General features: G+C 73.3%; 19 protein-coding genes and 1 pseudogene. 16 read left to right on the top strand and 4 right to left on the bottom strand.

The genetic code is table 11. The annotated features are described in order from the left end of the window. Nucleotides 1–65 precede the first annotated feature (65 nt). The 12 genes from ACGFNK_RS00730 (at nucleotide 66) to ACGFNK_RS00675 (ending at nucleotide 12512) form a co-directional block, all read left to right on the top strand. Nucleotides 66–1700 (top strand): carbamoyltransferase, encoded by a 1635-nt coding sequence (locus ACGFNK_RS00730; RefSeq protein WP_393410543.1) that lies wholly within the window; start codon nucleotides 66–68, stop codon nucleotides 1698–1700. Then, complete coding sequence (locus tag ACGFNK_RS00725) at nucleotides 1697–2698, top strand: glycosyltransferase family 2 protein (RefSeq protein WP_393410542.1); 1002 nt, start codon at nucleotides 1697–1699, stop codon at nucleotides 2696–2698. The genes ACGFNK_RS00730 and ACGFNK_RS00725 overlap by 4 nt, the downstream gene beginning before the upstream one ends. Next, on the top strand, nucleotides 2695–3297 hold the full coding sequence (locus ACGFNK_RS00720) for a D-glycero-alpha-D-manno-heptose-1,7-bisphosphate 7-phosphatase (protein ID WP_393410541.1): 603 nt from the start codon (nucleotides 2695–2697) through the stop codon (nucleotides 3295–3297). Before ACGFNK_RS00725 ends, ACGFNK_RS00720 begins: the two co-directional genes overlap by 4 nt. Continuing rightward, the gene (locus tag ACGFNK_RS00715; RefSeq protein WP_393410540.1) at nucleotides 3294–4283 is read left to right on the top strand and encodes a glycosyltransferase family 9 protein; all 990 of its coding nucleotides are present in this window, start codon (nucleotides 3294–3296) and stop codon (nucleotides 4281–4283) included. The genes ACGFNK_RS00720 and ACGFNK_RS00715 overlap by 4 nt, the downstream gene beginning before the upstream one ends. Then, nucleotides 4280–5230 carry a glycosyltransferase gene (locus tag ACGFNK_RS00710; protein WP_393410538.1) on the top strand — a complete coding sequence of 317 codons (951 nt, stop codon included), beginning with the start codon at nucleotides 4280–4282 and terminating at the stop codon, nucleotides 5228–5230. Before ACGFNK_RS00715 ends, ACGFNK_RS00710 begins: the two co-directional genes overlap by 4 nt. Then, nucleotides 5227–6444 carry a glycosyltransferase gene (locus ACGFNK_RS00705; protein WP_393410536.1) on the top strand — a complete coding sequence of 406 codons (1218 nt, stop codon included), beginning with the start codon at nucleotides 5227–5229 and terminating at the stop codon, nucleotides 6442–6444. The genes ACGFNK_RS00710 and ACGFNK_RS00705 overlap by 4 nt, the downstream gene beginning before the upstream one ends. Further along, nucleotides 6444–7037 (top strand): SIS domain-containing protein, encoded by a 594-nt coding sequence (locus ACGFNK_RS00700; RefSeq protein WP_393410534.1) that lies wholly within the window; start codon nucleotides 6444–6446, stop codon nucleotides 7035–7037. The genes ACGFNK_RS00705 and ACGFNK_RS00700 overlap by 1 nt, the downstream gene beginning before the upstream one ends. 1 nt (nucleotide 7038) lies before the next feature. Next, nucleotides 7039–8412, top strand: coding sequence for a D-glycero-beta-D-manno-heptose 1-phosphate adenylyltransferase (gene rfaE2 / locus ACGFNK_RS00695; RefSeq protein WP_393410532.1), 1374 nt, complete (start codon nucleotides 7039–7041; stop codon nucleotides 8410–8412). Then, nucleotides 8409–9368, top strand: a complete 960-nt coding sequence (locus tag ACGFNK_RS00690) for a glycosyltransferase family 9 protein (protein ID WP_393410530.1) — start codon at nucleotides 8409–8411, stop codon at nucleotides 9366–9368. Before rfaE2 ends, ACGFNK_RS00690 begins: the two co-directional genes overlap by 4 nt. After that, nucleotides 9365–10282, top strand: coding sequence for a glycosyltransferase family 2 protein (locus tag ACGFNK_RS00685; protein ID WP_393410528.1), 918 nt, complete (start codon nucleotides 9365–9367; stop codon nucleotides 10280–10282). The genes ACGFNK_RS00690 and ACGFNK_RS00685 overlap by 4 nt, the downstream gene beginning before the upstream one ends. Then, nucleotides 10279–11175 (top strand): glycosyltransferase family 2 protein, encoded by an 897-nt coding sequence (locus ACGFNK_RS00680; RefSeq protein WP_393410526.1) that lies wholly within the window; start codon nucleotides 10279–10281, stop codon nucleotides 11173–11175. Before ACGFNK_RS00685 ends, ACGFNK_RS00680 begins: the two co-directional genes overlap by 4 nt. A 302-nt stretch (nucleotides 11176–11477) precedes the next feature. Then, nucleotides 11478–12512 carry a DNA topoisomerase IB gene (locus ACGFNK_RS00675; protein WP_393410524.1) on the top strand — a complete coding sequence of 345 codons (1035 nt, stop codon included), beginning with the start codon at nucleotides 11478–11480 and terminating at the stop codon, nucleotides 12510–12512. 153 nt (nucleotides 12513–12665) lie between these two features. Here the strand turns inward: ACGFNK_RS00675 and ACGFNK_RS00670 are convergent, their stop codons facing one another. Next, nucleotides 12666–12842, bottom strand: a complete 177-nt coding sequence (locus ACGFNK_RS00670) for a hypothetical protein (protein ID WP_386355497.1) — start codon at nucleotides 12840–12842, stop codon at nucleotides 12666–12668. A gap of 211 nt (nucleotides 12843–13053) precedes the next feature. On the opposite strand from ACGFNK_RS00670, the gene ACGFNK_RS00665 reads away from it, so the two are divergent. Next, nucleotides 13054–14043, top strand: coding sequence for an SDR family oxidoreductase (locus ACGFNK_RS00665; RefSeq protein ID WP_393410521.1), 990 nt, complete (start codon nucleotides 13054–13056; stop codon nucleotides 14041–14043). Nucleotides 14044–14230: 187 nt separating this feature from the next. On the opposite strand, the gene ACGFNK_RS00660 is transcribed toward ACGFNK_RS00665, so the two are convergent. After that, entirely contained in the window at nucleotides 14231–14476 is a 246-nt protein-coding gene (locus ACGFNK_RS00660) for a hypothetical protein (RefSeq protein WP_386355503.1), read from the bottom strand. Between the two features lie 31 nt (nucleotides 14477–14507). After that, nucleotides 14508–15782, bottom strand: a complete 1275-nt coding sequence (locus tag ACGFNK_RS00655; protein ID WP_393410519.1) for a cytochrome P450 — start codon at nucleotides 15780–15782, stop codon at nucleotides 14508–14510. A 211-nt stretch (nucleotides 15783–15993) separates the two neighbouring features. On the opposite strand from ACGFNK_RS00655, the gene ACGFNK_RS00650 reads away from it, so the two are divergent. From ACGFNK_RS00650 to ACGFNK_RS00640, 3 genes are all read left to right on the top strand, one after another. Continuing rightward, nucleotides 15994–16482, top strand: coding sequence for a DUF5709 domain-containing protein (locus tag ACGFNK_RS00650; protein WP_393410517.1), 489 nt, complete (start codon nucleotides 15994–15996; stop codon nucleotides 16480–16482). 552 nt (nucleotides 16483–17034) lie between these two features. Next, nucleotides 17035–17265 (top strand): DUF5133 domain-containing protein, encoded by a 231-nt coding sequence (locus tag ACGFNK_RS00645; RefSeq protein ID WP_393410515.1) that lies wholly within the window; start codon nucleotides 17035–17037, stop codon nucleotides 17263–17265. A gap of 421 nt (nucleotides 17266–17686) precedes the next feature. Further along, the gene (locus tag ACGFNK_RS00640) at nucleotides 17687–18727 is read left to right on the top strand and encodes a glycoside hydrolase family 5 protein (RefSeq protein WP_393410513.1); all 1041 of its coding nucleotides are present in this window, start codon (nucleotides 17687–17689) and stop codon (nucleotides 18725–18727) included. A gap of 92 nt (nucleotides 18728–18819) precedes the next feature. Here the strand turns inward: ACGFNK_RS00640 and ACGFNK_RS00635 are convergent. Further along, nucleotides 18820–18936, bottom strand: a pseudogene (locus ACGFNK_RS00635) (TetR/AcrR family transcriptional regulator); the annotation flags it as partial. Nucleotides 18937–18953 lie beyond the last annotated feature (17 nt).

Raw genomic sequence — 18953 nt, 5'->3', positions numbered from 1 at the left:
CTCGGCGGCACCCGCAAAAGCCGGAGCACTGACCCCACCAGCCACTGGGACGGAGCGACTCGCCCATGAAGATCCTTGGTATCAACGCCCTGTTCCACGACCCGGCCGCCGCTCTCGTCGTCGACGGCCATACGGTCGCGGCCGCCGAGGAGGAGCGCTTCAGCCGCCGCAAGCACGGCAAGCGTCCGGTGCCGTTCTCCGCGTGGGAGCTGCCCGAGCTCTCCGCCCGCTGGTGCCTGGAGCAGGCGGGCGTACGGCCGGAGGAACTCGACGCCGTCACCTACTCCTTCGATCCCAAGCTCGCCCGCCCCGCCCAGGAGATGGGGCTGAACGACCCCTGGGACCCACTGCGCCTCGAGTACGCGCGCCGCGCCCCCGAGTTCCTCGCCGAGGCCCTGCCCGGCCTCGACCCCGACCGTGTGGTCTTCGTCCCCCACCATGTCGCGCACGCCGCCTCCGCCGGGCCCGCCTCCCCGCACCCGGACAGTGCCGTCCTCGTCCTCGACGGCCGCGGCGAGGCCGCCTCCCACCTGGCCGGCCGCTACCGCGACGGCAAGCTCGACACGCTCGCCGCGCAGGCGCTGCCGGACTCCCTCGGTCTGCTCTACGAGGAGCTGACCGAACACCTCGGCTTCCTGCGGAGCAGCGACGAGTACAAGGTGATGGCCCTCGCCTCCTACGGCAAGCCACGCTTCCTGCCCGAGCTGCGGCAGTACGTCCACCCGACCGGCCACGGCGGCTTCCGCGCGCACGGCGTCGACTGGGCTGCTCTCGCCCCGCCGCGCGCCAAGGGCGAGGGCTGGACCCAGGACCACGCCGACCTCGCCGCCAGCAGCCAGGCCGTCCTCGAAGAGGTCCTGCTCGAACTGGTCCACTGGCTGCATGGCGAGGCCGGCGGAGAGGCGCTCGCCATGGCCGGCGGGGTGGCCCTGAACTGCGTCGCCAACTCGAAGATCGCCGCCCGTGGCCCGTACCGGCACGTCTGGGTGCAGCCCGCCGCCGGGGACGCCGGAACCGCGCTCGGCGGCGCCCTCCACCTGGCCGCGCAGCAGGAATCTCCGCAGGCCATGCCCGGCGCCGACCTCGGCCGTGGCTGGAGCGACGAGGAGCTGCGCGCCCGGCTCGACGAGGCCGCCGTGCCGTACGAACGGCCGGACGACATCGCCGAGACCGTGGCCGAGGAGCTCGCCCGGGACGGGATCGTCGCCTGGTTCCAGGGGCGCAGCGAGTACGGGCCGCGTGCCCTCGGGCACCGGTCACTGCTCGCCCACCCCGGCCGCGCCGAGAATCTGGAGCGGCTCAACCACGTCAAGGGCCGCGAGGAGTTCCGGCCCGTCGCGCCCATGGTCGTGGCCGACCGGGCCCAGGAGCTGTTCGCCGGGCCGCTGCCGAGCCCGTACATGCTCTTCGTGCACGACGTCGCACAGGAATGGCGCGATCGCATCCCGGCTGTCGTGCACGTCGACGGCACCGCGCGCATCCAGACCGTCGAGGAGCGCCAGGAACCGCTCGTGGCGCGGATGCTGGCTGCCTTCGAGCGGCGCACGGGACTGCCCGTGGTCGTCAACACCAGCCTCAACACCGCCGGGCGGCCCATGGTCGACGATCCCCGCGACGCGCTGGAGTGCTTCGGCTCCGCGCCCGTGGACCTGCTGGCGATCGGGCCGTACGTCGTGCGCCGGGGAAGGGCGTTCGCATGAGCCCGGCCTACGCCGTCGTGATCCCCACCCTCGTCCGCGACACCCTCGCCGACTGCCTTGCCGCGCTCGCTGCCGCGACCGGGCCCGAGCCGCAGGAGATCGTCCTCGTCGACGACCGGCCCGACCCGGACCCCGGCCGGCTGGAGCATCCCCTCAGCGTCCTGGGCGACCTGCGCGAACGTACGACGGTGGTCCCGGGCGGCGGGCGCGGACCCGCCGCCGCCCGCAACACCGGCCTGCGCGCGGTCACCTCGCCCTGGGTCGCCTTCCTCGATGACGACGTCCAGGTCGGCCCGCACTGGTGCGAACAGCTGACACAGGACCTGGCCGACACGACCCCCGACACCGCGGGCGTCCAGGGCGTCATCGCCGTACCGCTGCCCGGCGAACGCCGGCCCACCGACTGGGAACGCGGTACCGCCGGTCTGGCGCAGGCCCGATGGATCACCGCCGACATGGCCTACCGCACCGACGCGCTGCAGCAGCTCGGCGGCTTCGACGAACGCTTCCGCCGGGCCTTCCGGGAGGACGCCGACCTCGCGCTGCGCGTCCTCGACGCCGGCTGGCGCATCCGGCAGGGCCGCCGTACCACCCGCCACCCCGTGCGCCCCACCGACCGCTGGGTGTCCCTGCGCGCCCAGCGCGGCAACGCCGACGACGCCCTCATGCGGCACCTGCACGGGCCCGACTGGTGGCCCAGGGCAGTGGCACCGCGCGGCCGCCTGCGCGCCCACCTCGCGATCACGGCCACCGGAGCCGCCGCGTGCGCCCTCGCCGCCGCCGGACGCCGCCGGGCCGCCGCGGTCGCCGCGCTCGGCTGGGCCGCCGGCACCGGCGAGTTCGCGTGGGCGCGCATCGCACCCGGCCCGCGCACCCGGAACGAGGTGACGACCATGGTCGTGACCAGCGCGCTCATCCCGCCCGCCGCGACCTGGCACTGGCTGAGCGGCCTGTGGCGGCACCGGGGCGCCCCCGCCTGGCAGGAGGTGGCGTCGTGAGCGGCGTGAAGGCCGTGCTGTTCGACCGCGACGGCACCCTCGTCCACGACGTGCCCTACAACGGCGACCCCGACCGGGTCCGCCCGGTCGACGGAGCCCGCGAGGCGCTCGGCCTGCTGCGCGAGAGCGGCATCCGCACCGGCGTCGTCACCAACCAGTCCGGCATCGCGCGCGGACTGCTCACCGACGCCGACGTCCGCAGGGTCAACCACCGCGTCGACGAACTCCTCGGCCCCTTCGACGTGTGGGCCGTGTGCCCGCACGGGCCCGACGACCGCTGCCACTGCCGCAAACCGGAACCGGGCCTGATCCTCTGGGCGGCCGGACGGATCTGCACCGCGCCCGCCGACTGCGTCGTCGTCGGCGACATCGGCGCCGACGTCGAGGCCGCACACCGGGCGGGCGCCCACGGCATCCTCGTACCGGCTCCGGAGACGCGGCCGGAGGAGACGGCGCGGGCGGAGCATGTGGCGCCGGACGTCCTGACCGCCGTCCGCGCGGTGCTGACCGGGCAGCCGCAGGGCCGCGTCCTGGCCGACGAGCGGCCCCTCAAGACTGCCTACGACACCGCCCACGACACCAGCGGGAGGCCACGGTGAAGGCCCTCGTGACCCGCCTCGACAGCTTCGGCGACGTGCTGCTCGCCGGGCCCGCCGTACGGGCCGTCGCCGCCCGCGCCGACACCGTCACCCTGCTGTGCGGACCGCGGGGCGCGCCCGCCGCGCGCCTGCTGCCCGGCGTGGACGACATCCTGGTCTGGGACGCGCCCTGGGTGGGCTTCGCACCCCCGCCCGTCGGCCGCGGAGAGGTCGAGCAGCTCCTCGACATGATCGACGCCGAGACCGCCCTGGTCCTGACCTCCTTCCATCAATCCCCGCTGCCCGCCGCCCTGTTGCTGCGCCTGGCCGGGGTGGGGCACATCGCAGCGGACAGCCAGGACTACCCCGGCTCCCTCCTCGACGTACGCCATCACCGCGCGCCGCACGCCCACGAGGCGGAGGCCGCGCTCGACATCGCCGAGGCCGCGGGATTCCCCCGGGTCGACGACGGACGGCTGCGGGTGCTGCCACCACCCGCCACCGCCCCGGTGACCGGTCCCGGGCCGTACGTCGTGCTGCACCCCGGCGCCAGCGTCCCCGCCCGGGCCTGGAGCCGCGAGCGCAGCGCGGAGGCCGTGCGAGAACTGGCCGCGGACGGGCACCGGGTCGTGGTCACCGGCGGCCCGGACGAGCGGGACCTGACCGCGTACGTCGCCGGCGAGCACGGCCTCGACCTCGGCGGCCGTACCGGTGCCGCGGAACTCGCCGGTGTGCTGGCCGGAGCCGATGCCGTCGTCACCGGCAACACGGCCCCGGCCCACCTCGCCGCCGCCGTCGGCACCCCCGTCGTCTCGCTCTTCGCGCCGGTGGTGCCCGCCGAGCGCTGGAGGCCGTACGGCGTTCCGTACGTCCTGCTCGGCGACCAGGCCGCCCCGTGCGCGGACAGCCGCGCACGGACCTGCCCGGTCCCCGGCCATCCGTGTCTGGAGTCGGTGACCGTGCTCGATGTGCTCGCCGCCGTGCGGAAACTCGTGGGGGAGTCATGAGGATCCTCATCTGGCACGTGCACGGGTCGTGGACCACGGCCTTCGTGCAGGGCCCGCACACCTACGTCGTCCCCGTCACCCCGGACCGGGGGCCCGACGGACGTGGCCGCGCCCGCACCTTCGACTGGCCGGACTCCGTCGTCGAAGTCCCGCCCGAGCAGCTGCGGGACGCGGACATCGACGCCGTGGTCCTCCAGCGGCCGCACGAACTCGCCCTGGTCGACCGCTGGCTGGGGCGCCGGCCGCCGCTGGTGTACCTCGAGCACAACGCCCCGCACGGTGACGTCCCCGACACCCGCCACCCGGCCGCCGACATCCCCGGCGCCACCCTCGTCCACGTCACGCACTTCAACCGCCTGATGTGGGACGCCGGAAACACCCCGACGACCGTCATCGAGCACGGCATCGTCGACCCCGGGCACCTGTGGACCGGTGAGCTGGACCGGGCGGCCGTGGTGGTCAACGAGCCGGTGCGGCGCGGCCGTACGACGGGCACGGACCTGCTGCCGGAGTTCTCCCGCGCGGCCCCCTTGGACGTATTCGGCATGGGGACCGACGGGCTCGCCGACCGGATCGGCATCCCGACCGACCGCTGCCGCTCCCACGAACTCGTCCAGAGCGAGCTGCACGCGCAGCTGGGCCGACGGCGCGTGTACGTCCACCCCGTCCGCTGGACCTCCCTCGGCCTGTCCCTGCTGGAGGCGATGCACCTCGGCATGCCGGTGGTGGCCCTCGCCACCACCGAGGTGACCGAGGCGGTGCCGGCGGGTGCCGGGGTGGTCTCCAACCGCATCGACGTACTGAAAGACGCCGTACGGGACTTCGTCGCCGATCCGCTGCACGCCCGCATGGTCGGCGAGGGCGCACGCGCCGCGGCGCTCGCCCGCTACGGACTACCCCGCTTCCTGGACGACTGGGAGCGGCTGCTGAAGGAAGTGAGCCGATGAGGATCGCCATGGTGTCCGAGCACGCGAGCCCCCTGGCGGCGCTCGGCGGCGTCGACGCCGGTGGCCAGAACGTGTATGTCGCCCGCCTCACCGAGGAACTGGCGCGCCGCGGCCACGACGTCACCGTCTACACCCGGCGCGACGCGGCCGACCTGCCCGACCGGGTGCCGCTGCCCGGCGGTGCCGTCGTCGAGCACGTCCCGGCCGGGCCGCCCGAATCGGTCCCCAAGGACGAGCTGTTCCCGTACATGCCCGCCTTCGGCGCGTACCTCGCGCGCGTCTGGGAGCGCGAGCGGCCCGACGCCGTGCACGCCCACTTCTGGATGTCCGGGATGGCGGCACAGACCGGCGCCGAGCCCCACGGCATCCCCGTCGTGCAGACCTTCCACGCCCTCGGCACCGTCAAGCGGCGCCACCAGGGCCACGAGGACACAAGCCCGCGCCAGCGCATCGGTGTCGAGCGGCAGATCGGCCGCGGCTGCGCCCGGGTCCTGGCGACCTGCACCGACGAGGTGCACGAACTGGCCGACATGGGCGTACCGGTCAGCCGGGTCTCCGTGGTGCCGTGCGGGGTGGACGCCGACCACTTCCGCCCCGGGAGGCCGCGCGCCGGGAAACCGGTACGCAGGGAGCGGCACCGGATCCTCTCCTGCGGGCGGCTCGTCCCCCGCAAGGGCTACGACCAGGCCATCCGCGCGCTCACCCGGATCCCCGACGCCGAACTCGTCGTGGCCGGCGGGCCGCCGCCCGAACTGCTGGCCGCCGAACCGGAGGCACAGCGGCTGCTGCGCCTGGCCGAACGCGCCGGCGTCGGCGACCGGGTCCACCTGCTCGGCGCAGTGGACCCGGCCCGCATGCCCGCGCTGATCCGCAGCGCCGACGTGGTCCTGTGCACCCCGACGTACGAGCCCTTCGGCATCGTCCCGCTGGAGGCGATGGCCTGCGGCGTACCGGTCGTCGCCACCGACGTCGGCGGCCACCGGGACACCGTGGCCGACCACGGCACCGGCCGGCTGGTGCCGGCGGGCGACCCGTGGGCGATCGCCGGGGCCACCCGCGAACTCCTCGACGGCGAGCGGTCGCGCCGCCGCATGGGCGCGGCCGGCCGCGAACGCGTCCTCGCCCGCTACACCTGGCAGCGCGTCGCGGACGGCGTCGAACAGGTCCACCAACACGTCACGGCGCGTGACGCGATCCCGTCGGAGGTGGCGTGATGAGCACTCGGAGCACCGAGACATCCCCGGTCGCCGCGCACTGCGACGAACTCCTCGACGCCCTGGGGGCGTTCCGTGCCTCGGCATACGTCACCGAACGGTGGGGCGAGCAGCTCGCCGCCGTCCTCAGCGGCGGTGGGCGGCTGCTCGCCGCGGGCAACGGAGGCAGCGCGGCCCAGGCCCAGCACCTGACCGCCGAACTCGTCGGCCGTTACCTCGACGACCGGCCGGCGTTCTCCGCGATCGCCCTGCACGCCGACACCTCCAGCACGACGGCCATCGCCAACGACTACGGCGTCGACGAGGTGTTCGCCCGCCAGGTACGCGCTCACGGCCGCCCCGGCGACGTGCTGATGCTGCTGTCCACCAGCGGCGCCAGCGCCAACCTGCTGTCTGCCGCCCACACGGGACGCTCGGCGGGCCTGCGCGTGTGGACGCTGACCGGCCCGGCCCCGAACCCCCTGCTGGCGGGCAGCGACGAGTCCCTGTGCGTGAGCGCCGCCTCCACCGCCACCGTCCAGGAACTCCACCTGGTGGCGGTGCACATGGTGTGCGCCGCGTTCGACGCCGCGCTGGCAAGGGAGGGCAGCTGACATGCACCGTAAGGCACCCCTCGTCGTGGTCGGCGACGCTCTGCTCGACCGCGACCTGACCGGCACCGCCGAGCGCCTCGCCCCCGACGCGCCCGTGCCCGTCGTCGCCGACTGCGCGCACCGGCTGCGGCCGGGCGGCGCCGCCCTCACCGCGTACCTCGCGGCCCGCGACGGCCGCGAGGTCACCCTGATCACCGGTCTTGGCGACGACCCGGCGAGCGAGGAACTGCGCCAACTCCTCGCCCCGGAGCTGAAGTTGATCGAGCTTCCACTGACCGGCGCGCTGTCGGAGAAGACCCGCGTCATGGCCCAGGGCAGCCCTGTGGTCCGCCTGGACCGGGGCACGGGCCGCGTCCGCGAGGCGACGGACGCGGCGCGCGAGGCACTGTGCTCGGCCTCCGCCGTCCTGGTCTCCGACTACGGCCGGGGTGCGGCGGACGCCCTCCGGAACGTCCTCGCCGAGCGGCCACCTCTGGTCTGGGACCCGCATCCGCGTGGAGGACCGCCGGTGCCGGGCACCCGGCTGGTGTCACCGGCCCGCGCGGAGGCACGTACGTTCGCCGCGGCGGCCGTCGACCAGGAGCGGCACGGGAACGCCCTGCGGGACGCCGCCCTGGACGCCGCCGAGCTGGTACGGCACTGGCGGGTCGCCGCCGTAGCGGTGACCCTCGGTGCGAACGGCGCCCTGCTGTCGTACGGGGAGAACCCGCTGCTCGTCCCAGCGTCCGCCGCCCACCACGGGGACAGCTGCGGCGCCGGCGACCGGTTCGCCGCCACGGCGGCCGGACTGCTGGCCGACGGGGCGCTGGTCGCGGAGGCCGTGGAGGGTGCCGTGGCCGCGGCGACCGAGTTCGTGGGAGCCGGCGGGGCCGGAGGCGTCACGCACACAGACGCCGCCCCGGCGGCCACCGCCGACGCCACCGACGCCCGCGACCTGGTCACCCGCGTCCGCGCCACCGGCGGCACCGTCGTCGCCGCGGGCGGCTGCTTCGACCTGCTGCACGCCGGTCACGTCGGCCTGCTCCAGGCCGCACGCCGACTCGGCGACTGCCTGGTCGTCTGCGTCAACTCGGACGCGTCGGTGCGGCGGCGCAAGGGCGACGGACGTCCCGTGAACGCGCTGGCCGACCGCGTCCGGGTACTGAACGCCCTCGCCTGCGTCGACGCCGTCGCCGTCTTCGACGAGGACACCCCCGAGCGTCTGCTGGCCGGCCTCCGCCCCCACATCTGGGTGAAGGGCGGTGACTACTCCGGCGCCGACCTGCCCGAGGCCGCACTGCTCGAGGAGTGGGGCGGACAGGCGGTCCTGCTGCCATACCTCGACGGCCGCTCCTCGACCGCGATCGTGGCCCGGGCGAGGGAAGGCGCCCGATGAGCACGCGGCCCCGTCTGCTCGTCCTGCGCGCCCTGGGTCTCGGCGACCTCCTCGCCGGTGTCCCCGCGCTGCGCGCACTGCGCCGCGGCTTCCCCGACCACGAACTGGTGCTGGCCGCCCCGTCCGAACTCGCCCCGGTCACGGCGACGACGGGAGCCGTCGACCGGCTGCTGCCCGCCGCCGCCCCCGGCCGCGCCGTACCCACAACCCTCCACTGGACCGGCCCGCCGCCCGACGTAGCGGTCGACCTGCACGGCAAAGGGCTGCCCAGCCACCGGCTCCTGCAATCCCTGCACCCGCGCCGGCTCCTCGCCTTCGCGCATCCCGGCACGCCCGAGATCGACGGGCCGCCGTGGTACGCCGAGGAACACGAACGGGACCGCTGGTGCCGCTTCCTCGAGGCGTACGGCATTCCCGCCGACCCCACCGACCTGCGGCTGCCGCGCCCGCCGGGCCCGTCCCCGGCCCCCGCCGCGATCGTCCTGCACCCCGGCGCCGGAGCCCCCTCGCGCTGCTGGCCCCTCGACCGCTACGCGACCGTCGCGACCGCCCTGCGCGAACGCGGCCACCGGGTCGTGATCACCGGGGGAGCGGACGAGGGCGACCTGGTGGCCCGGCTGGCCAAGGAGGCGCGCCTGCCCGACACCGACGTGTTCGGCGGCGGCCTGCCCTTCGCCCGGCTCTCCGCGCTGGTCGCCGCCGCCCGCGCCGTCGTCAGCGGCGACACCGGCATCGCCCACCTCGCCGTCGCCCACGCCACCCCCTCCGTCACCCTCTTCGGGCCCGTCCCGCCCAGCCGCTGGGGCCCGCCCGCGCACCCGCGCCATCAGGTCCTGTGGCACCCCGGCCCGGACGGCGACCCGCACGGGCGCCGCACCGACCCCGCCCTGCTGCGTATCCGCCCCGAAGAGGTCCTCGACGCCCTCGACCGACTCCCCGACGCGCACCCGTCATGAACCACGCACCCGACATGAACCACGGGCCCGTCGGCAGCAACCACGCGCCCGTCGGCGTCGTCATCGCCACCCGCAATCGCGCGCCCTCGCTGGCCCGCACCCTCCGTCACCTTCTCGACCTGCCCGAGCGGCCCCAGGTCCTCGTCGCCGACAACGCCTCCACCGACGGCACCCGCGACCTCCTCGCCCGCGACTTCCCCCAGGTCCGCGTGCTGAGCCTCCCCTCCAACCGCGGAGCCCTCGCCCGCACACACGGCGTCCGGGCTCTCGACACCCCGTACGTGGCGTTCAGCGACGACGACTCCTGGTGGGCGCCGGGCGCCCTGAGCCGCGCGGCCCGCCTGTTCGACGCCCACCCGCGGCTCGGCCTGCTCTCCGCGCACACCCTGGTCGGTCCCGCCGCCGGTCCCGACCCGCTCAACGACATGCTCGCCACGTCCCCGCTGGGCCCTGCGGCCGACCTGCCCGGCACCCAGGTCCTCGGCTTCCTCGCCTGCGCCTCCGTCGTCCGCCGCAGCGCCTATCTGGACGCGGGCGGCTTCCACCCCCTGCTGTTCTTCGGCGGCGAGGAAACTCTGCTCGCCTACGACCTCGCCGCCCGCGGCTGGGGCGTCACCCACTGCCCCGACGTGGTCGCCCACCACCACCCGGCACCGTCGCCCCGCACCGGCCGCCCGGCCACCGTCCGCCGCAACGCCCTGCTCACCGCATGGCTGCGCCGCCCCCTGCCGTACGCCCTGGCCCGCACCCGCGACCTCGCCGCCGAGGCCCGCCACGACCCCCACGCCCGCCACGCCCTGCGCCAGACCCTTGTGCGCCTGCCCGCCGCACTGCGGGCCCGCAGGCCGCTGCCCCCGCACGTCGAGCGGGCCGCCGGCAGCCTGGACGCCGCAGACATCGGAGCACCGGTATGACCGACCCCCGCACGACCGTCGTCGTCATCACCCACAACCGCCGCCCCGAACTCCTGCGCACCCTCGACCACCTGGCCCAACTGCCGGAGCGGCCCCCTGTCATCGTCACCGACAACGCCTCCACCGACGGCACCGCCTCCGCCGTCGCCCGCCTCCACCCCGAAGTACGGCTGCTGCGTCCCGGCCGCAACCTCGGCGCCGTCGGCCGCAACCTGGCCATGCGCCAGGTGCACACGCCGTACGTGGCCTTCTGCGACGACGACTCCTGGTGGGCGCCGGATTCCCTGTCCGGCGCCGCCGACCTGCTCGACCGGCATCCCGCACTCGGCGCCGTCACGGCACGTATCGTCGTCGAACCGGACGGCACCGAGGACCCGATCGTCACCGAACTGCGCAACTCGCCCATTTCCGGGCCCCCTTGGCTGCCCGGGCCGGCCCTCGGCTCCTTCCTGGCCGCCGCGACCGTGCTGCGCGCCGACGCCTTCCGGGCCGCGGGCGGCTTCCACCCCCGGCTGTGGCTGGGCGGCGAGGAGGAACTGCTCGCTGCGGACCTCGCGGCGGACGGCTGGTGGCTGACGTACGCCGAGCATCTGACCGTCCATCACCGGCCCTCGGTCGTCCGGAACGCCACGCTGCGGAGGGCCCACGGCATCCGCAACACGCTGTGGTTCACCTGGCTCCGCCGCCCGGCAGGGCCCGCGCTCCGCCGCACCGTGGATCTGGCCCGCACAGTGCCGCACGACGCCGTGTCACTGCGCGCCTTCGCCGAGGCCGCCGCCGCGCTGCCGTGGGTACTGCGCGAACGGCACGTGCTTCCCCCGGAGGTCGAGTCCCGGCTGCGGCTGCTGGAGGACTCCCAGCGCCATTCGACGGCCCGCCGCTACACGGGTTGACCGGCCGCCGCTGCACGGGCTGACTCGCCGCTGCACGGGCTGAGCGGAGCCGCGTCGTGGGCGGCGCCGCTCAGTGGTGGGGAGGCGACCGGTGGCTTCAGCCGGCGCTCTCGGGGCGTTCGCCATTCGGGTCGGCCGTCGTCGGTTTTGGGCACGGCTTACCCCAGGAATCTGCGATCCGGGGTAGAGGAGAGGGGGTAGCAGATGGGGAAAGCAGCCGACTCAGTCGGCTGGGAACTGGAGGACCGTGCACCGGGCGAGTCGGTGCTTTCATCGCCGCAGGTGCGTCAAAGGAGGTTGCGGTGCGTCTCTACCACAGCCGTCCCACTGACCCCGGGTACCGCCGCCTGCGCCACGGACGCGGCTTCCGTTACCTCGACGCCCGGGGAGAGCCGCTGCGCGACGCCGGTGAGCTGGCCCGGATCCGGCAGCTGGTCATACCGCCGGCCTGGCGGGACGTGTGGATCTGCACCCGGCCCAACGGGCATCTGCAAGCTGTCGGTACCGACGCCGCCGGACGCCGCCAGTACCTGTACCACCCGCAGTTCCGTGCCGAGCAGGAGGAGGCCAAGCACGAGCACGTGCTCGACGTCGCCGAGACTCTGCCCGCGGTACGGGAGGCTGTCGAAGGGCATCTGCGCGACCGCGGGTTGACCCGGCAGCGGGTCCTGGCCACGGCCGTACGCCTGCTCGACCTCGGCTTCTTCCGCATCGGCAGCGACCGCTACACCGACCTGAACAACAGCTACGGCCTCACCACGCTGCTGCGTGAACACTCCCGCTGCCACGCCGGTGCGGTCCTGTTCACCTACACCGGCAAGCACGGTAAGGAGATCGCCCAGACGGTCGCGGACCCCGCCGCCTGCCGTAGCCTCACCGCGCTGCTGCGGCGCCGGGGCGGCGGCGACCGGCTCCTTGCCTACTGGGAGGGGCGCGCCTGGCATGACGTGAGTGGACATGACGTCAACGCGTACCTCAAGGAACTGGCCGGCCTGGAGATCACCGCCAAGGACTTCCGCACCTGGCATGCCACCGTCATGGCCGCCGTGGCGCTGGCCGTCTCACAGCCTGTCGCGCGCAGCGAGACCGCCCGGCGCAGGGCCATCGCCCGGGCGGCGCGAGAGGTGGCCGGGTACCTCGGCAACACACCTGCGGTCTGCCGGGCTTCCTACATCAACCCGCGGGTGGTCGAACTCTTTGAGGAGGGCGTGACGGTCGCCGCCGCGCTGCCGCACCTCGGCGACGAGGGCGCCTACGGCATCCCCGCGACCCAGGGACCTGCCGAACGGGCCGTGCTGCGCATGCTGCGGAACGGGCACCCCCCTGAAGGGGATTGAGAGGCGTACGCCTGCGCCGACGCCGCGACGGCACGTGCGCCGCTACTTCTTCAGCCTCTCGGCCGACTCGTCGGCGTGCTGCTCCACGGGTGAAGTCGCCGGCCGGCCGCGTGGCCAGGGCACTTGTCACCTGCGTCCGCGACCGGCCGGGTTCTACTTCTCCTCGTAGTCCTCAGGCGTGATGTCTGCCTCGTCCAGCGCCTCCCGCATGGACCGCCCGGCCCCTTGGTTCTGCTGCTTCTGCTGTGAACGGCGTTCCTCGTCAGGCTTTGCGACGGACGTGTCGTCGGTTTTCCCGGTCTTCGGACGGTTCTCGTCAGGGACGGTCATACGCCACTCCTTCTCCCGAAAGGCGGGACCTTGTGCGATCGAGCAAACTCTGAGTACCCGAAGACCGGCTTCCGATGCGGAATCCCACGCTGACATGCGTTGCGGCGAACTGTGCGGCCACCCCGATCATCTGCCCATGTGGGGTACCCGTTCGGCAGTGGGGCCGGACATGACGCGTCCGGCTCGAGCAGACGACCCGAGGAGGTACGGCATGCGACTGAAGGACCACGTAGTGGTGGTGACCGGAGCGTCCAGCGGGATCGGGCGGGCCACGGCCGAGGCTTTCGCACGCAAGGGGTGCGCCGTGGTGCTGGCCGCGCGCCGCGAGGAGGCGCTGCGGGCGACCGCCCGGGAGTGCGAGAAGCATCGCGGGGCACGAGCGCTGGTCGTGCCGACCGATACGACCGATGTCAGGGCGGTCGAGGAGCTGGCGCGGCGTGCCGTGGAGGAGCTGGGCCGGATCGACGTCTGGGTCAACAACGCCGCCGTCAACGCCTTCGGCCGTTTCGAGGACGTGCCGCTGGAGGATTTCCGCAAGGTCCTGGACGTCGATGTCATGGGCTACGTGCACGGGGCCCGAGCGGCTCTGCCGGTGATGCGGAAACAGGGTACGGGCACGCTGATCAACATCTCGTCCGTCGTGGGTGCCACCTCTCAGCCGTACAGCCATCCGTACAGCATGTCCAAGCACGCCGTCCAAGGGCTCGGGTCGAGCCTCCGGCAGCAGTTGCAGGTGGAGGGGGGCGAGGGCATTCAGGTGTGCACCGTGATGCCCGCGACCATCGACACCCCGCACTTCGAGCAGGCGGCCAACTACACCGGGCGCAAGGTGGTCGCCATGCCTCCCGTCTACAGCCCCGAGCGGGTCGCCCGGGCCGTCGTGGATCTGGTCCGCCACCCGCGCCGTGAAGTGGTCGTCGGCCCCGCGGGCCGCGCTCTGGTACGCCAGTCCCGGAGGACACCGGGAATCGCGGAGCGGGCGATGGCACGACAGGCGGACAAGACCCATCTGTCCCACGACGAGGAGGCTCCCGCCACCCACGGCGCGCTGCACGTACCGGCTCCCGGGGAGGGGGCGGTGCACGGCGGCTGGGGCGGGCGGCGGCGGACCGCGATGCGCAGGACGGCTGTCGCTGGCGCGCTGGTGGGAGCGGCCGTGACCGCCGGGCGGCGGATGAGTCGTGGTCCGGCGGGTGCCTGACCGGGCGGAGTGCCTGACCGGCACCAGGCCGTGTGCGGGTTCCTCGCCCGCACACGGTGGCCCCAGGTGAGACGCCGAACGCGCTGTGACCAGAAGATCCGGTGCCCAGCCCAGCCCAGCCCCCAGCCCAGCCCAGCCCCCAGCCCAGTCCCCAGCCCGTGGTGCCGACTCAGTAGCGTGCCGCGGCTCAGCCGCCCTGCTCCGTCACCATCGCGTCGAGGGTGGCCGCGACCGCCTTGAGGTCCCCCGGCGCCGACCGGTCGGAGCCCAGGCGTTCCCTGAGCTCCCGGCCGGACATCACCGTCATCGCGCCGCGACAGCGCTCCGAGTCCACCTCCGGAGCGGGGACCACTTCGGCCCGCCCGCGGAGCAGCACCAGCACCGCGTCGTCCTCACGGTTCAGCAGCGCGCGGACATGAGCTTCAGTGATCATCGGAATCATCTGCCTCTCTCCGGGGCAGCCGTCAGCCCGTTGCCCGCCCGGAGCTGAGAGCGGACACCGGTACACGGACGGCCTCGATGACGAATCCGCTGCGTATGCGCGCCGGGATGCGGCTCAGCGGGATCCTCAGGTCCTGTTCCGGCACGTCGTACTCCAGGCGCGCCAGCCGTGGCCCGAGGGCGCGCAGCAGCGCGATCGTGACGTCCTCACCGGGGCAGCGGTGACCGGTGGTGCGGTCGCCGCCGCCTTGGGGAACGAGTTCGTCGCGATGGGCCGGCCGCTCCAGGAAGCGCTGCGGGTCGAAGGTGTACGGAGCGTCCCAGAGGTCGGGGTCGTGGTTCTGCCCGTACAGGTCCAGCAGGACCAATGCGCCGGACGGGATCGGTTCTCCCCGCCACTCCAGATCGGTGACGGCCCGGCCGCCGAGGAACGGGGCGAAGGGGTAGAAGCGCCGCAGCTCATGGGCGAAGGCCACGGCGTACGCGGGGTCGTCCTCGCCCAGCCGTTCCCGGATGTCCGGCCTGAGGCGCAGCGCATGACCGGCGTAGGCGACGAACCAGCACACCGCGACGGTCGGACGGATGACATTGAGCAGTTCCACGGCGGCGGTGTGCGGGTCGAGGAGTTGGCCGTCGGCATCCCGGTGCCGGACCACCACATCCAGCGCCGACCCGGCCGGCGCGGTGGCGGCCCCGTCCCGTAGGTCCTCGACCAGACGTCCCAGCCAAGCCTCACTGCGGGACCGCGCACGGCGAGCCCGCCAGTGGCGCGGCCCCGGCGTGGCGAAGCCGTCGACCATGGCGACCAGGTCCCTGGCCAGCGACTCCGCGTCGTCGAGGGGGATTCCGGCCCACCGGCAGACGCCCCGGGTGAGAACGCGGCTCGCTTCGTCGAACAGGACCACCGACGGACGGCCGGGCCACGACTCCACCGCCTCGTCCCACGCCCCGGCGACGCATTCCACGAGACCGGCGACCGCCTCCGGTCCGGTGAGCAGGGAGAGGAACATCTCCTTGCGTACGCGGTGTTCCTGGCCGTCCATGGTGTGCACGGCTCCGTGCCCGAACAGTGTGCTCAGCACCGGACCGGGAAGCGCCGTTCCGCGCCCCACATGCCGTTCGTCGTAGAAAAACCGCACCGCTTCCGGACCGTGCAGGGCGACGGTGTGCTGTCCCATGACCCGGGCGCGCACCACGGGGGCGGTGGTACGGCGCCGACGGTCGGGCAGCCAGGCGTACCCCTTGGAAAGGACGGCGAGTGAGCTGTCGATGAGCGGGGTGCGACGACTCTGATTCATGCGGGCCCGAGTGCCCGCCGCCCCCGACCGGAAACGCCGGGGGCCCACGCTCACCCGAACAGCTCTCGACGCCGTAGAGCTGCGAACGGTGGCTCGTGATCTGCACGTGATCGTGGACGGGCCGCCATGCCGGGGCCGCGCCAGGCATCACGCGCCGGGTACTCGGTACTCCCCAGGGCAGCACCAACCGATCACCGGCCGGGAGGCGGACATGAGCGACGAGAACATGGCGGACGACGTCTATCAGCCCACGGGCAGCAACGAGGAGCAGGAGGACGCCGCTCCGCTGGATCTCGAGGACGCGGTCGACGACCGCACGTACGACGACATGCTGGATGAGGGCTACTCCCCGCCGGAGAAGCCGCTGGGTGTCACCAAAGCGGGCATCACGGCGGCCGAGCAGCATGAGGGTGAGTCCCTCGACGAGAGGCTGGGGCAGGAGGTTCCCGACGTGGAGGAGCCGGCCGGAGACGATGTCGGCGATGTGCCCGACGGCGAGGGTGAACCACGCGACCCCGAGGCCGGCACGGGCCGCGCCGGCCGCCTTGTGGCGCCCGACGAGGGCGCGCGCACGGACACCACCAAGGAACTCGTCGCCGGTGACCGGGGCATCGACGGCGGAGCGGCGGGTGCCGAGGAGGCCGCGGTCCACGTCGTGTCGGACGGTCAGCTGCCACCGGTGGACGAGCGGGGGGAATGACACGTCCCGCGTCAGTAGCGGGAGCGTACTCAGACGGGTCGCCCGGACCCAGCATGAGCCGGACCGGGGCCCATAGCCCGGGTGCCTGGGGACGGCACTGGGGCCAGGGTGGCGGGTAACGGTTTGAGTCCCTGCGACGCGGGCAATCGGCCCGGCAGGTGCTTGGGATCGCAGGCCCACCGCTGGGACGGCCGAGAATCGGCTGCCTCCAGGTGTGCGCGGTCCAGACCCCCGCGCACACGTCCGACGACAGTGCGACGGGAGGAGAACAGACTCGATGAGCAGCGGATGCGATGGCACTCAGCGCCAATGTGAGGTCCCCCGGTACCGCTGCCGAACGCGAGCGGTCGGCCCCCATGCCGCGGCCCGAGCGGCAAGCGCTGGATGCAGGACACGAGCCAAGCTCGCATCGCCCAGGAACCTGTCATTTCCCAGAGGCGCGTCTCGCCGCCTGCTGCCCCGTCACATGGACAGCGCCTCGCACGCCCACCAGGTATCGGCCACTGCTTCACAGGCCCTCACCCCTCACCTCGTGTGAAAGGAGCAGTTCCCATGCTCATGGCCCACCCCGCCATCCTCGCCGACCTGCTCGAGCAGTACAAAACCCTGCATGCGCTCAACGCCGAGGAAGGCAGTCCCGAGGCACGTCAGCGCTTGGACGACGTCTCCTACACCCTGTGCATCGCCACCAGCACCCGCGACATCGACGCCGCGCTGACAGCCGTCCGCCACCAACTCACCGGAGCTCGCCCGGAAGACGACTCCCTGACAGCCGACGCCTGACGCCCCACTGCTGGCGAGGGCCCCACACGGCCGTATGTCACTGCGCCCTGACCGTAGGCGCCGGAGGTTGCCTCCGGCGCCTGCGCATGGGGTGGCGCGCGGCGCGGCCGGCCGAGTCGGCCACGGCACGGCAGCGGCCCGCCACGGCGGGAAGGGTCAGGAGTCGCATCAGACCCGGCGCCGGACAGGTACGTACGACACGCCGGTGATTTGTGGGGAGCCGGGGGTGTGCCGAGGCGCTCCGCGGCCTGGGTGTGCTGGCCGTGGCCGGCCGTGGGCAGCTCGTAATCCTGCGTTCTTGATGAAATTTGGTGTGCAGATGTGTTGACCTATGTTCGACATCTCTTCTAATTTGCGGGAGCCACAGAGCCGCCGACCTGCATGTGAGGTTCGCGGATTCACCTGCGCCGAAAGGGACTTCGTGCCTCGAAAGAACCATCGCGGGACAGCTTGCCTGGGGGCGCTGCTGGCCGGCGTCACGGCATTCAGCGGGGCCCTGGCCTCCCCCGCGTCCGCCGCTCCCGCCGCGGCCTCCACCCACGCCTCGCCGCCGCCCGTCAGCGACTTCCGCGGGGTCAACTGGGCCGACCCGCGTGACAACTACGCCGACGACGCGGTCGTACCCTCAGGCCTGTCCACCTCCGACGGCTACGCCACGACCTACGCCAAGTCCCGGGCGATCATCGGCGGGTTCTCCAAGCTCGGCGCCAACACGGTCCGCCTCCCGGTCAACCCCACCTCCGTGAACGGCCCCTTCTGGAAGTCGTACCGGGGCGCGATCGACGCCGCCACCGCCAAGGGCTTCAAGGTCATCCTGGGCTACTGGGAGTCCGACAACGCCAAGGACGGCAAGATCGACGACCAGGCCTCCTGGGACCGGATGTGGGCGCGGATCACCTCCACCTACGGGCGCAACTCCAAGGTGTACCTCGAGCCGATGAACGAGCCGTTCGGCTACACCGCTCAGGAGTGGACCGACATCGCCGCGAAGTGGGTGACCACCCACCGCAAGGTGCCCCGCGACCGGATGCTGATCGGGGGGTACAAGTACAGCGAGGACGTCAAGCCGGTGTGCGCCGACCCGCGCCTCAAGGGCACCCGGATCGCCCTGCACAACTACGGCTTCTGGCACACCGACTGGACCAGCGTCGACCAGTGGAAAGCGGACTTCAAGGAGCGCATCGGCGACTGCGCCTCACGCACCATTCTCGACGAGTTCGGCGCTTCCATGACTACCGGCCTGGACTACAACGGCCCGGTCAACGGCTCCAACGAGGTCGCCTACATCCAGGCCGCGACCGACACCATCCGGGAGATGGGCCTGGGCTCGGTCTACTGGCCCGGCCTGCGCAACGGTGACACCTACTCCCTCACCACCCTCCAGGGCACGGGCACCCGCCTCACCCTGAAGCTGAACAACCAGAGCGGCCTCGACCGCCTGCACTGGGCCTGGAAGCAGTAACCACCAGCCCTCACATCCCGGCCGTCGAGGCCGGGCAGGATCCGGTTTACTGGGGTGCCCTCGTACGCGTACGAGGGCACCCCAGTCCGTGTGGAGGCCACTGCCTGGAGGCAGGTGTGCTCGGCCTCCTCGTCGGGGAGCGAGAGATGTTGCATCGTGAGCCCGTCGAAGCCGGTGAGGAAGAAACGCGCGATCGTCTCCGCGGGCTGCGATCACCGATGACCCT

This window comes from Streptomyces sp. NPDC048825, from assembly GCF_043198355.1.
GTDB lineage: Bacteria > Actinomycetota > Actinomycetes > Streptomycetales > Streptomycetaceae > Streptomyces > Streptomyces xiangluensis.
This window is presented reverse-complemented; position numbering and strand designations above follow the sequence as displayed.